Below are 14,219 nucleotides of genomic sequence, written 5' to 3' on the forward strand. Positions count from 1 at the left end.
TATGGGTAAAAAAATATTTTCTGGTGTTCAGCCAACAGGCAATCTTCACCTCGGTAATTATTTAGGTGCAATCAAAAACTTTGTAGACCTTAATAATAACCCTGATAATGATTGTATATTCTGTGTGGTTGATCTGCACGCAATTACAGTTAAACAAGACCCAAAAGAGCTAAAAAATAATATTCGAGAGACCGTAGCTACTTTCATAGCAAGTGGAATTGATCCCAAAAAAAGCATTATTTTTAATCAATCTGGTGTAGCAGCCCATTCAGAGGGAGCTTGGATTTTGAGCTGTGTTGCTCGAATGGGTTGGTTAAATAGAATGACACAATTCAAGGAAAAAGCAGGTAAAGATAAAGAAAAAGCAAGCGTTGGACTATACTCATATCCTGTTTTAATGGCAGCGGATATTCTTTTGTACGATGCGACTCATGTCCCTGTCGGTGATGATCAAAAACAACATCTTGAGCTATGTAGAGATATTGCTCAAAAGTTTAATAACGATTTTGATCAAGATAACTTTTTGCAAGTACCTGAACCTTTAATTCAAAAAGAATTTTCTAGAATTATGAGTTTAAAAGATGGATCAAAAAAGATGAGTAAATCTGAATTATCAGATTTAAGCAGAATTAATTTAACAGATGACAGAGATGCAATTGTAAATAAAATAAAAAAAGCAAAAACTGATCCATTACCAATGCCAAGTAGTGTCGAAGAATTAAATGAGAGGTTAGAGGCAAGAAACCTTCTTGGCATATATTCTAGTTTAAATAATTCAACTTTACAAAATACAGTCGAAAATTTTTCAGGGAAAAATTTCTCTGAATTTAAAAATCAACTTTCTGATTTATTGGTTAAAAAGATTGAACCTATATCTTTAGAAATAAAAAAACTTTTAAATGATCAACCTTATTTAGATAAAATCCTTCTAGAAGGAGTTGAAAAAGCAAATTTAATTGCATCAAAAAAGATAGATAGAATTAAAGAAATACTAGGATTTTAATATAATTTAAATATCAAGTTTAAATTTTAGAAATAAGCTCTATATATATTTACAACATGTTCGTACAAACAGAAATAACGCCAAATCCTAATTCATTGAAATTTCTTCCCGGGAAGAAAGTATCAAATAGTGGTCCTTATGAAATCACAAATAAAGATCAGATAAATAATGATTTGGTTAGAAATATCTTATCAGTCAATGGGGTTGAGGGTATTTTTTTAGGACAAGATTTTATTTCAGTAAATAAAAATGACCAAATTAAATGGGACGAAATTAAACATATTGTTATTTCATTAATAAACGATTTTTATCTAGATGGTAAAGAATACGTCATTGATGAAAATGAAGAGGAAAAAAATAACAATTTTAGTGAAATTGAGAAAAAAATTGTAAAAATTTTAGATCAAAAAATTAGACCTGCAGTTGCGAGAGATGGCGGTGATATAAAATTTAAAGAATTTAAAGACGGAATAGTAAAAGTACAATTACAAGGAAGCTGTTCAGGCTGTCCAAGCTCGACAATGACTTTAAAGCAAGGAGTACAAAATCTTCTATGTCACTATCTTCCAGAGGTAAAGGAAGTTGTTGCAATATAAAAGTTTATGAAAAAAAATTTTATCAAATTTCAATTTAGTAAAAATAAAAGTATTAATTCTATTTCTAGATTTATGTTAAGTGGGATTTTTTTAATCTCATTTTTTTATGTAACACCGATTTTTATTAACTTTGCTGAAAAAAATTTTAATCATAAAGAATTTACAAATAATTCTAAAAATCTTTTATTAAAAAAACTTAATACAAATGGCTTAATTGAGGAAGATGTCTCAGGTGAAGTAGATGAGATGGATTTACTTTATGATATTTTAGAGGAAAATAATTCAGAAATTAATTTAGTTAGGTACACAACCTCAGAAATTAATTCATTATTTAAAGAGGTAAACTATAACTTAAAAGATGTGAGGGAAAATAAACTTGTAAAGCCTATCGATATAGGACTTCTTCCAAACGAAATAAATGACATCTCTAGTTCAAAGAAAAAAAAGGAAATGTTTATTAAAATAATCCTCCCATTGATTGTTAAAGAAAACACTAAAATTAGAGTAGATAGAAAAAGACTCTTTACGATTTTAAATAAAAGTAGCAATACCGACATCGAAAAAAAATGGCTTGAAAAAAAATTTAAGCAATATGGTGTTAGGCAAAATGATTTTTCATCATTAAAGGTAAGAATGGATGAAATTCCAGCCTCGTTAGCAATTGCTCAAGCAGCAAAAGAAACAGGTTGGGGAACTTCAAGATTTGCAAGAAAAGGAAATGCTTTATTTGGTCAATGGACATGGTCAGGTGAAGGTTTAAAGCCTAAAGAAGCTGAGAAAGGCGAAACTCATAAAGTAATGAAATTTAATAGTTTACAATTATCTGTGAGAGCATATTTAAGAAATTTAAATACTCATAAATCCTACATAAATCTGAGAAAAGCTAGAAGTGAATTGAGAAGTGACGATAAACCACTTGATAGTTTAATTTTATCTAAACATTTAGATAAATATGCAGAAACTGGAAGTCAGTACATTGAAGTACTACAAAAAATAATCAGTCAAAATAAATTGAAAGATTTTGATGAGGCAAGATTATTGCCATCTAGTAAGGATTTAGAAAGCTTGATTTAATTTTTCTTGATAGGAAATTGAACTCCAAACCATCTCCATTTACCATTATCGTTTAAAGAACAGTTGATCCTGCCTCTTCTAGGTTTAAAAGGTTCTCTAAATTCAATAGTTAAGATTTGATTAGATAAATTAGTTTTAGATTTATCCCACTTGTCTCCTTCGTTGGAATAACATGTAATATTGCTTAAATTTTTTTGTTCTTTAAAAAATTCAACTTTAAAATTTGGTGGATTATCATTTTTTGTAAGCTGTTTTTCACTTGGAGATAAACTTTTATATTCTAAAGGATAATAATTAATTATAGATTTAAATCTTTTAAGCTCTCCATATTTTTCATTTATCGGAAATCTTGGCAATTCAAATTTATTTTTGTTAAGATCAATAACCCCTGAATGTTGACCAAATGCGTATCCAAAGTTTTGAGAAATATAATCTCTCATAAATTTAGAATATTCACCAAATGGATAAGAGAATAGACTAGGAATATAATTAAGTTCGTGTTTAAAAATCTTGTTTGCAGTTTCTATATCTAAAATGAAATTTTCTTCAGTTTCTTCTATTAGGTATTCGTGGCTATGTGAATGGTGTCCAATTAAAGAAAAATCCACTGCATCAATTTCTCTAATTTGATCCCAGGTCATATAACCCTTGTTTCCAACTGGTTCTGTTGAAACAAAAAGTATAAATGGAATTTTGTTATCTCTTAAATATGGCCAAGCTTCATTGTAAAATGATTCAAATGCATCATCAATTGTTATCAATACTTCTTTTTCTGATTTTGAAGTTTTAAATTTTGTATCAAATTCATTAGGATTAAGAAAATTGTATTTAGAATTTTTAACAATTTCTATGTGCTTCTTAAATACCTCCATATTAATATTAGTTGATGGGTATTTATGTTCGTTAAAACGATGATACATTATCGATAAAATCCCATTATCTTCTGAATAAAATTTGATATTATTTTCATCTGATTTAGAACTAAAACTAAAAAACAAAGATAAAATGAATAAACTTATAATTGATGTAGCTGGAGATAAAATTTTTTTAATGATCATAGCTAATGATCATATTTACAATATTACTCATGAGAATACTAAAATAAATTATGAAAAATTAACTTTGATAATAAAAGAATTTTTAGAATTAAATAAATTCGAATTGAAGGATATCAACAAAATATACATTAACAGAGGCCCAGGAAGTTTTGCGGGGATCAGAAATTCTATTTCTGTTGTAAAGGCTCTAAAATTAGCAAAGAATATTGATTATTATTGTTATAGTTTAGAAGATTTTAAAGGTGAAAAAGATATAAAATATGAAAATGTCCCTCATTTGTGCGATAAATTTAAAATTAAAAAAAATTTGATTAACCCTATTTATATAAGTTAAAATTAAATTATGTCTGAAACAATTGAACAAAAATGTTTAGCAAAAGGTGTGAAATTGACAGACCAGAGAAAAATAATTGCTCAGGTCATGTCAGAGTCTACCGATCATCCTGATGTTGATGAACTTTACAATAGAGTTTCAAAGATTGATAATAAAATAAGTATTGCTACCGTCTACAGAACAGTAAAATTATTTGAAGAATCTGGAATACTTACTAAGCATGAGTTTAAAGGTGGAAAAGCAAGGTATGAAGAGCTTAATGAAGGACATCATGATCATTTAATAGATGTGAAGTCAGGTGAAATAATAGAATTTGTTGATGAAGAAATCGAAAAACTTCAAAAAAAGGTAGCAGATAAATATGGTTACACTTTAGTTGATCATAAGCTTGAACTTTATGGGATAAAAAAAAAATCCTAAACTAGAATGCAAAAAATTTTCATTAAAACGTTTGGTTGTCAAATGAATGAATATGATTCAAATAGAATTTTTGACTCAGTAAAGAAAATTGGTTATCAAAAAAGTGAAAATCTAGAAGAAGCTGACTGTTACTTATTAAACACTTGTCACATTAGAGATAAAGCAAAAGAAAAAGTTTATTCTGAAATAGGAAGAGTTAAAAAAAGCTTTAGAGCTAAAAAAAAACCATTAGTAATAATTGCAGGGTGTGTTGCTCAAGCAGAAAACCAAGAGATGCTTAAACGTGAGCCTTATATAGATTTAGTAATTGGCCCTCAAGCTTATCATAAGATTAACGAAACAATTCTGGATCATATTGAAAAAAGAAAAAAAATTGAACAAACAGATTTTGATGCTGTTTCAAAATTTAAATATTTTAGCAAAATAAAGAATGAGGCAGGTAAGGTTTCGTCTTTTTTAACTATACAAGAAGGATGTGATAAGTTTTGTCATTTTTGTGTGGTTCCATATACTCGTGGACCAGAATATTCTAGACCATTCAACCAAATAATTGAGGAGGCAAATTATTTATCAGATAATGGAGCAAAAGAAATCATACTTTTGGGACAAAATGTAAATGCTTACAATGATAAAAGTAAAAGATTATCTGATTTGATTTTAGAAATTGAAAAAATTAAAGATGTAAAAAGAATTAGATACACAACTTCGCATCCAAAAGATATGACTGATGATTTAATTGAAGTATATAAAATCTCAAAAAAGTTAATGCCTTTAGTCCATCTTCCAGTTCAGAGTGGATCCGATAGGATTTTAAAGTTGATGAATAGAAAACATAAAATAGATCATTATTTAAAAGTTTATGACGAATTGAAAAAAATTAATCAATCAATTGAATTTTCTAGTGATTTTATCATTGGTTATCCTGGTGAAACTGAAGAAGATTTCCAAAGTACAGTCGATTTAATTAAAAAAGTTAATTTTATAAATTCTTACTCATTTATTTTTAGTCCAAGGCCTGGGACAAAGGCAGAAGGTTTAGATTTAATTGATAAAAAAATTTCAATGGAAAGGTTAGAATTTGTTCAAAATTTATTATCTAAAAATCAAACCCAAATGAACAAAAAATTAGAAAATAGAACAATCGATGTTTTGGTTGAAAATTTAACTGAAGATAAATCCAAAGCTTTTGGCAGAACAGAATATATGACATCAGTAATTTTTAATGGTAAAAGAGAACATATTGGAAAAATTGTGAAAGTGAAAATTACAAATAGTAATAGAACCACATTGTTTGGAGAATTGTTTAGTAACCCAGATCAAAAGGTGGCATAATTTTTGAATAATACAATTAAAAAAAAAATCGATACCACTCTAAAATTTGTTTACTCAGACAATAATTCATTAAGTGTAATATTTCACAACAATGAATTACTCATGGGTGTTGCCGGAGAATTTAATAAAAATTTAAAAGAATTAGAAAAGATGACTAACTCTAGTCTGTATTCTAGGGGAAATTCAATAATGATAAAATCAGATCCACAAAAAAATGAGTTAATAAAAAATGCAATTCAATTTTTAACTAATCAATTTATAAATAATGGTTCAATTGAAAATAAAGATCTTATATCATCAGTTGATCAATTTATGATTAAAGAGAAGGTTAAAAATAACAATGTAACTGACATTATAAAAACACCAAAAAAATCAATTATTCCTAGATCCGAAAAACAAAAAAGCTATGTCAGAGCTCTAAGACAAAGTGATATTGTAATCTCAGCAGGTCCAGCTGGAACAGGAAAAACTTTTTTAGCTGTAGCAGTTGGTTTAACTATGTTGTTAGAGAAAAAAATAGAAAGAATTATTCTATCTAGGCCTGCTGTTGAAGCAGGAGAGAGACTAGGTTTTTTACCTGGAGATATGAAAGAAAAAGTAGATCCGTATTTAAGACCTTTATATGACTCCTTGTACGACTTATTTGATTTTGAAAAAATACAAAGAATGATCGAAATTGGTGATATCGAAATTGCTCCTTTGGCATTTATGAGAGGTAGAACACTAAAAAATTCTTTTGCTATATTAGATGAAGCGCAAAACGCAACAGATACACAAATAAAAATGTTTCTAACAAGAATCGGTGAAAATTCAAAAATTGTAGTTAATGGAGATCCTACTCAGATAGATCTTCCTAACAAAAGTATGTCAGGATTAGTTAGATCAAAAGAATTATTGGGGCATCTAAATGAAATTTCAGTTGTAGACTTTGATCATTCAGATGTAGTTAGACATCCATTGGTTTCTAAAATTGTAAAAGCCTACTCTAAAAATGATTAATTTAAACGTCTTCTCAGAAGAGAAGGCTTGGTCTAAAAAAATAAAAAAAAAAGATTTTTTTTTTAAAAGCATTTGCAATGCTTTTCCAAAAAAATATAAATTTTTAAATAAAAAAATAAGTTTATCTTTACTTCTTTCAAACAATAAAAAAATTAAAATTTTAAATAAAAAATTTAGAAATAAAAATAAATCTACTGATATTTTATCTTTCCCTTCTAACAAAATATTAAAAATATCAAAGCAAACTTACTTAGGAGATATAACTATTAGTTTTAATTTTATGAATAAACCAAAATCACAAACAGATAAACAATTTAAAGAAAAAATAATTAAAACTTTTATTCATGGTTTTTTACACTTGTTAGGATTTGATCATGTAAAAAATAAAGATTATTTAAAAATGTTAAAAGAAGAAGAAAAAATATTTAAATCAGTTATCTCAAAAATTAAGTAAATTGAAAAAAAATTTATATATTGATGTAGTTTATTTATTGTTTCTTGGAGCAATAACTTCATTAAGTTTACCACCTTTCAATTTGTTAATAATTAATTTTCTATCCTTTAGCTTATTCTTTATTTTTTTAACAAAAAAAAAGGATAGCAAACATAAATTATTTTTTTTCTATGGCTGGTTATTTGGATTTGGATATTTTCTAACAAATATATATTGGATCTCTATTTCATTAACATTTGATGAAAATTTTAAATTTTTAATTCCATTTGCTCTAATTTTAGTTCCCTCTTTTCTTGCCTTATTTTATGGTTTTGTTTGTTATTTGTTTATTTTCTTTAAACCAAATAAAACTTTGAGTTCAATTTTATTATTTTCTGTAATCTTTGGTTTTCTAGAATTCATTAGAGGTTCAATTTTATCAGGTTTTCCTTGGAATTTAATTGCATATAGTTTTTCAAACCATTTAGAAATTCTAAGCATAACATCTTTAATAGGCACATATTCTTTCAACTTATTTTGTATAACTTTGTTTCTAAGTCCTGCACTTTTCATTTTACGGAATGATAAAAAAGATTTAATTTTTTGTTTAATTTTACCTTTAATATTTTTACTATTTTATTTCTTTGGATATTCAAATAAGCAGGATTTTTACAATGGTGACGTAGAAAAACTTGATTATAAAATAAGATTAGTTGGTACTGATATTTCTTTAGATAGGTTTTATTCAGGAGAGGGGCCTTTATCAACTATAGAAGATCTTATAAATATTAGTTCACCAAATAAAAAAGAGAAAACAATTTTCATTTGGCCAGAGGGTATATTGCCTGGAATTTCCCAGGATCAAATTCAAAGTTATGATTATTTATTTAATGAAAGTTTTAACGAAAATCACTTGTTCATCTTAGGCATCAACAACAAATCAAAAGTTAATGATCAAGTTAAGTATTACAATACTTTATCTGTTTATGATCATAATCTTAATTTATTAAATTATTATAATAAAATAAATCTTGTACCGTTTGGCGAATTTTTACCTATGGAAAATTTATTAAAAAAAGTAGGTTTCAAATCTTTAACTAACAATTATCAATCCTACTCAAAAGGTCAAAAAAGAGAAATTATAGAGTTAAATAAAAATAATTTCTCTATAAAATTTTTACCATTAATTTGTTATGAGATAATTTATTCTGGAAAATTATATAAAAATCATGACTTTGATATAATAGTAAATATTTCAGAGGATGGATGGTTTGGTCAATCAATAGGACCAGAACAACACTTTGTTCATAGTATATTTCGAGCTATCGAAAGTGGAAAATATGTAATTAGGTCAGCTAATAACGGAATAGCTGCGATAGTAAATCCTATCGGTATCGTTGAGGAAAAAATAAACTTCAATGAAGTTGGATATATTGATTTTACGAAAATGATAAAAATTCAACCAACAGTCTTTTCTAAATATGGGAATAAAATTTTTGGTTTAATAATTTTGTTGTATATTTTTTTAATATTTTCATTTAATAGAATTAAAAATGAGTAATTTAAAAAATTTCCTATTTACAAGCGAGTCTGTTTCAGAGGGACATCCAGATAAAGTATCAGATAGAATTTCTGATATGGTTGTTGATAGTTACATTTCTGGAGATCCTTATTCAAGAGTTGCTTGTGAAACTTTAACGACAACAAACAAAGTTGTGCTTGCAGGTGAAGTAAGAGGACCTGAGATTAAAAAAGATGATTTAATAGAAAAAGTAAGGAATTGCATAAAAGATATTGGATATGATCAGGAAGGATTTACCTGGAAAGAAGCAACAAAAATAGAAAGTCATTTGCATTCTCAATCTGCTGATATTGCAATGGGTGTGGACTCATCTGGAAATAAAGATGAGGGTGCTGGAGACCAAGGTATAATGTTTGGTTACGCATGCAATGAAACAGATGTATTTATGCCTGCACCAATTCATTATTCGCACAAAATTTTAAGACTTATGGCTGAGGATAGAAAATCTGGTAAATTAAAAGATATCGAACCAGATTCAAAAAGCCAAGTTACATTCGAATATGTAGATGGTAAACCGACTAAAGTAAAATCTGTTGTTATATCATCTCAACATTCTTCTGATGTTAATCAAGCCCAGGTAAGAGAATTATTAAGACCGTATATGTTAAAATCAATTCCAGAAAAATTTCTTAAAGACTTTAACGAGGAAGAGTTTTATGTAAACCCAACTGGTAATTTTGTAATAGGTGGTCCAGATGGGGACTGTGGTTTAACAGGAAGAAAAATTATTGTGGATACCTACGGTGGAGCAGCACCTCATGGAGGAGGAGCATTTTCAGGTAAGGATCCTACAAAAGTAGATAGATCTGCTGCTTATGCGGCAAGATACATTGCTAAAAATGTTATTGCTTCAAAAATAGCAGATAAATGTTTGATACAGTTAGCTTATGCAATAGGTGTTTCAAAACCTTTATCAATTTATGTTGATTTGTTTGATAATGATTTAGATAAAAACAAATTTGTTGTTGAAAAGATTAATGAAAATTTTGATCTCAGTCCTAGAGGAATTAGAGAGATGTTAAACCTTAATAGACCTATATATGAAAAAACAGCAGCCTATGGTCACTTTGGTAGAACTCCAGGAGATGATGGATCATTTTCATGGGAAAAAACTGATAAAATCAACGTTTTTTCTAAATAGTTTCAGTTGAATTAAAAAAAAACTTTACTATATTGCCTTTACATTGTTGAATTATCAAAATGGGCTCTGGCCCATTTTTTTTTGGAGCAGATAAAAAATGTTAAATAAAAGAGCAGATAAATTAGAATTATTAAGAATTGCTGAAGCAGTAGCTTTAGAAAAATCGATAGATAAAGAACTTATAATTAGTTCTATGGAAACAGGAATAGCTAAAGCAGCTAAATCTAAGTTTGGTCAAGAAAATGAAATTAAAGTTTCAATCAATAGAAATAATGGAGATATAGAATTGTTCAGAAAGCTCGTTATTTCTGAAAATCCTGAAAATGCAAATACAGAAATAAAATTAGAAGATGCGATAAGTCTTAATGAAAATAATAAAGATAAATCAATCGGTGATGAAGTTCTTCAGCCATTACCATCTTTTGATTTTGGTAGAATAGCTGCTCAAACTGCAAAACAGGTAATAAGCTTTAATGTTAGAGAAGCAGAGAGAGAAAGACAATTTAACGACTTTATTGATAAAAAAGATACAATTTTAAGTGGTATTGTTAAGAGATTAGAGTTTGGAAGTGTTATTGTTGATCTAGGAAGAACAGAAGCAATCATTCAAAAAAATGAATTAATTCCTAGAGAAAATATTAAAGCTGGTGATAGAGTGAAAGCTTATTGCTATGACGTAAGAAGAGAGCCAAGAGGTCAACAAATCTTCTTGTCTAGAGCTCATCCAAAATTTATGGAAAAACTTTTTGTTCAAGAAGTGCCAGAAATATATGATGGATTAATCGAAATTAAATCTTCTTCAAGAGACCCTGGAAGTAGAGCAAAGATTTGTGTTAAAGCAGTTGATACATCATTAGATCCAGTTGGAGCTTGTGTTGGTATGAGAGGTTCTAGAGTTCAGGCAGTTGTAAATGAACTTCAAGGAGAAAAAATTGATATTGTGAATTGGTCAGAGGATGCTGCAATATTAGTATCAAATGCTTTGTCGCCTGCAGAAGTTCAAAGAGTGAATGTTGATGCGGAAAGAAAAAAACTTGATGTAATTTTAACTGAGGAAAATTTGAGTAAAGCGATTGGTAGAAGAGGTCAAAATGTAAGGTTGGCGACTAAATTGTTAAATTATGAAATTAATATTATGACTGATGCAGAAGACTCCGAAAGAAGACAATTAGAATTTAAAGAAAAGACAGATAACTTTGTTAAAAACTTAGAATTAGATGAAACTTTAGGTCAGTTATTAGTTGCCGAAGGTTTTTCAACAATAGACGATATTAAAGATAGCTTACCAGAAAACTTAACTAAAATAGAAGGAATTGAGGAAGAAACAGCTATTGCGTTAATTGATAGAGCAAAAGAGTTTCACCAAAAAGATCAAGAAGATATATCGGAAAGAATTAAAGAGCTTGGTCTACAAGATGCTCTTATTAACCTTAAGGGCCTTACCCCAGGAATGTTAGTTACATTGGGTGAACAAAAAATATTAACATTAGAAGATTTTGCAGATCTGGCATCTGATGAACTTACTGGTGGCTACGATATAGTTAAAGGAGAGAGAGTTAAAATTCAGGGTTATCTAGAGGATTTTGCTTTATCTAAAGAAGAGGCAGATGAATTAATTATGTCTGCTAGAAATATAATTTACAAAGATTGAGAGATGAGCAATGGAGAAAAAAACAAAATTAACAATATCCGGCTCTGCAAAGAAATCTATAAGAAATATTGAGATAGCTAAAACTCAAGGAAAAAATTCTAGAGTAATTGAAAAACAAGGTGGAAAATTCACTAATAGAGGTGGATCGTTTAGACCTGGTGTAGGCAAGTCAAAAACTACTACTTCATTTAATAAAGGCGCACCATTAAAACCGTCTTTTGCACCGAAATCTCCTCCAATTACAAGCGATTTTGAAAGAAGAAAACTGGCAGAGCAAAGAGCCACCAAAAGACTTAAGGGAGATAGTGAAAAAGATAAAAAAACATTAAAAGCTGGAACAAAAAAAAGAGAATTAAAATTAACTGTTTCAAGAGCATTAAGTGACGAAATAGAAGCAAGAGAAAGAAGTTTAGCATCAGTTAAAAGAGCTCGACAAAAAGAGATGAAAAACTCTTCCAAAGAAGAGGCACAAGAAAATTCAAAACCAGTAAAAAGAGACATCAATATTCCAGAAGCAATTACTGTTAGAGAGTTAGCTAATAGAATGGCGGAGCAATCTAGCAATGTAATTAAATATTTATTTGGAATGGGAGTAACTGTAACAATCAATCAAACTTTAGCTGCTGACACAGCTGAATTTTTAGTTAAGGAATTTGGACATAATCCAATAAGAGAAGAAAAAGCAGAAGAAATTATTCAAAAAATAAAGGCTACTAGAGTAGAAAATTTAAAAAATAGACCACCTATTGTTACTGTTATGGGCCATGTTGATCATGGTAAGACTTCTGTTTTAGATGTTTTAAGAAGTGCAAATGTAGTTTCAGGAGAGTTTGGTGGAATTACTCAGCATATAGGAGCATACCAAATTGAAAGTCAAAATAATAAATTAACTTTTATAGACACTCCAGGTCACGCAGCTTTTACTGAAATGAGAGCTAGAGGGTCAAAACTAACAGATGTAGTAGTTTTGGTTGTTGCAGCTGATGATGGAGTTAAGCCACAAACAGTCGAGTCTATAAAACATGCAAAAGCTGCGAATGTTCCAATTGTAGTTGCTATAAATAAGTGTGATCTTCCTGAAGCTGATCCACAGAAAATTAAAAACCAATTACTTGAACATGAATTGATAGCAGAGGACTTATCTGGTGATACTTTAATGGTTGAAGTTTCTACAAAAACTAAACAAAATTTAGATAAGTTAGTTGAGTCTATAATTTTACAAGCTGAAATTTTAGATCTTAAGACTGATTATGAGTCTAAAGCAACAGGAATCGTTTTAGAGTCAAAAATAGACATTGGCAGAGGACCGGTTGCAAATATTATTGTAACAACAGGTACTCTTAAAAAGGGAGACTTTTTTGTAAGTGGTTTAAAATGGGGAAAAGTTAGAGCAATAATTAATGATAAAGGTCAAAATATTAGTGAGGCTCCACCATCAACCCCTGTAGAAGTTTTGGGTATAAATGGTGCTGCTAAAGCGGGAGATGATTTTATTGTTTTAGACACTGAAAAAGAAGCTAAAACTTTGAGTGAAAATAGAGCTCAAGAGAGCAAAGATGGAAAAAACCCATTAACGTTTGCAACACAAGATTCTGCTTTTTCAGATAAGTCTTCTGAGGAATTAAATTTAATTATTAAATCCGATGTACAAGGATCATCTGAGGCTATCAAAAATGCAATTGCTCAAATTAAACATGAAGAAGTGAAACCAAAAATAATTTTAGCAGACATTGGAATGGTAACTGAGACCGATGTTACATTGGCCAAAGCATCTAATGCTGTTCTAATAGCCTTTAATGTTAAACCGAGTAAAGAGGCTAAAAAACTTGCTGAAAATGAAAAAATAAAAATCTCTTCTTATAATATCATTTATGAAGTGTTGGATTATGTTAAACAAAAAATGTCTGGGCTATTATCTCCTGATGTTCAAGAAACAATTACTGGAACAGCGCAAATTCTTGAGATATTTAAAGTTTCAGGTGCTGGAAAAGTTGCAGGCTCAAAAATTACAGAAGGTGAAATAAATAGCAATTCTGATGTAAGAATTATTAGAGACGGTGCAATAATTTATACAGGAAAAGTTTCAACAATTTTCAGAGAAAAAAACCAAGTAAAACAAGTTAGTGATGGTCAAGAATGTGGAATTACCGTTAAAGATTATATGGATTTCCAAAAAAACGACACAATAGAGGCATTTAGTGTTACATCTACAGAGAGATCAATTTAATGGCTGACAGAATAGGAAAACCAGTATCACAAAGACAGCTTAGAGTTGGAGAGATGATTAAGCAGTCTTTAAGCATGATTTTTATAAGAAATGAGGCTAAGGTGCCAAATTTAGAAACAAATACTATAACAGTTACTGAGGTTAGAATGAGTCCTGATTTAAAAATTGCTAAAGCATATGTTCTTCCATTGGGAGGAAAAGATGCTGAAGAAACAATTAATGTTTTGAAAGAATACTCGTTTTTAATAAGAAAAATTTTATCACAAAAAGTGGTTATGAAATTTTTACCAAAATTACTTTTTAGAAAAGATGAGTCTTTTGAGTATGCGGAAAAAATAGAAAACTTAATAAAACAAACAAATAAATAGG

General features: G+C 28.8%; 14 protein-coding genes. 13 read left to right on the forward strand and 1 reads right to left on the reverse strand.

The window, feature by feature from the left end:
- Position 1: 1 nt before the first annotated feature.
- From trpS to ACTTA5_RS04155, 3 genes are read left to right on the forward strand one after another with little or no spacing between them, the layout of a single operon-like run.
- Entirely contained in the window at positions 2-1,003 is a 1,002-nt protein-coding gene (gene trpS, locus ACTTA5_RS04145) for a tryptophan--tRNA ligase (RefSeq protein WP_440648170.1), read from the forward strand.
- A gap of 56 nt (positions 1,004-1,059) precedes the next feature.
- Positions 1,060-1,599 (forward strand): NifU family protein, encoded by a 540-nt coding sequence (locus tag ACTTA5_RS04150; RefSeq protein ID WP_440648172.1) that lies wholly within the window; start codon positions 1,060-1,062, stop codon positions 1,597-1,599.
- A 6-nt stretch (positions 1,600-1,605) separates the two neighbouring features.
- A complete protein-coding gene (locus tag ACTTA5_RS04155) occupies positions 1,606-2,673 on the forward strand; it encodes a glucosaminidase domain-containing protein (RefSeq protein WP_440648174.1) in 1,068 nt (355 codons plus the stop codon).
- Here the strand turns inward: ACTTA5_RS04155 and ACTTA5_RS04160 are convergent.
- A complete protein-coding gene (locus ACTTA5_RS04160; RefSeq protein ID WP_440648176.1) occupies positions 2,670-3,671 on the reverse strand; it encodes a polysaccharide deacetylase family protein in 1,002 nt (333 codons plus the stop codon). The genes ACTTA5_RS04155 and ACTTA5_RS04160 overlap by 4 nt on opposite strands.
- Positions 3,672-3,678: 7 nt before the next feature.
- Here ACTTA5_RS04160 and ACTTA5_RS04165 point away from each other — a divergent pair, with 7 nt between their 5' ends.
- The 10 genes from ACTTA5_RS04165 (at position 3,679) to rbfA (ending at position 14,218) form a co-directional block, all read left to right on the forward strand.
- Positions 3,679-4,065, forward strand: coding sequence for a peptidase M22 (locus ACTTA5_RS04165; RefSeq protein ID WP_440648178.1), 387 nt, complete (start codon positions 3,679-3,681; stop codon positions 4,063-4,065).
- 9 nt (positions 4,066-4,074) lie between these two features.
- Complete coding sequence (locus ACTTA5_RS04170) at positions 4,075-4,485, forward strand: Fur family transcriptional regulator (RefSeq protein WP_262590055.1); 411 nt, start codon at positions 4,075-4,077, stop codon at positions 4,483-4,485.
- Between the two features lie 6 nt (positions 4,486-4,491).
- A complete protein-coding gene (gene miaB, locus ACTTA5_RS04175; RefSeq protein WP_440648180.1) occupies positions 4,492-5,817 on the forward strand; it encodes a tRNA (N6-isopentenyl adenosine(37)-C2)-methylthiotransferase MiaB in 1,326 nt (441 codons plus the stop codon).
- A 3-nt stretch (positions 5,818-5,820) separates the two neighbouring features.
- Positions 5,821-6,816 (forward strand): PhoH family protein, encoded by a 996-nt coding sequence (locus tag ACTTA5_RS04180; RefSeq protein ID WP_262590057.1) that lies wholly within the window; start codon positions 5,821-5,823, stop codon positions 6,814-6,816.
- Positions 6,809-7,270: an rRNA maturation RNase YbeY gene (gene ybeY, locus ACTTA5_RS04185; protein ID WP_440648182.1), complete on the forward strand. Its 462-nt coding sequence runs from the start codon at positions 6,809-6,811 to the stop codon at positions 7,268-7,270. Before ACTTA5_RS04180 ends, ybeY begins: the two co-directional genes overlap by 8 nt.
- Before the next feature lies 1 nt (position 7,271).
- On the forward strand, positions 7,272-8,810 hold the full coding sequence (gene lnt / locus ACTTA5_RS04190; RefSeq protein ID WP_440648184.1) for an apolipoprotein N-acyltransferase: 1,539 nt from the start codon (positions 7,272-7,274) through the stop codon (positions 8,808-8,810).
- Entirely contained in the window at positions 8,803-9,972 is a 1,170-nt protein-coding gene (gene metK / locus ACTTA5_RS04195; protein WP_440648186.1) for a methionine adenosyltransferase, read from the forward strand. The genes lnt and metK overlap by 8 nt, the downstream gene beginning before the upstream one ends.
- A 97-nt stretch (positions 9,973-10,069) precedes the next feature.
- Positions 10,070-11,623 (forward strand): transcription termination factor NusA, encoded by a 1,554-nt coding sequence (gene nusA / locus ACTTA5_RS04200; protein WP_440648188.1) that lies wholly within the window; start codon positions 10,070-10,072, stop codon positions 11,621-11,623.
- Positions 11,624-11,633: 10 nt separating this feature from the next.
- Positions 11,634-13,850, forward strand: coding sequence for a translation initiation factor IF-2 (gene infB, locus ACTTA5_RS04205; RefSeq protein WP_440648190.1), 2,217 nt, complete (start codon positions 11,634-11,636; stop codon positions 13,848-13,850).
- Positions 13,850-14,218 (forward strand): 30S ribosome-binding factor RbfA, encoded by a 369-nt coding sequence (gene rbfA, locus ACTTA5_RS04210; protein WP_075485631.1) that lies wholly within the window; start codon positions 13,850-13,852, stop codon positions 14,216-14,218. The genes infB and rbfA overlap by 1 nt, the downstream gene beginning before the upstream one ends.
- Position 14,219: the final 1 nt, after the last annotated feature.

It is taken from the genome of Candidatus Pelagibacter sp. HIMB1521, from assembly GCF_052047875.1.
Classification (GTDB): Bacteria; Pseudomonadota; Alphaproteobacteria; order Pelagibacterales; family Pelagibacteraceae; genus Pelagibacter.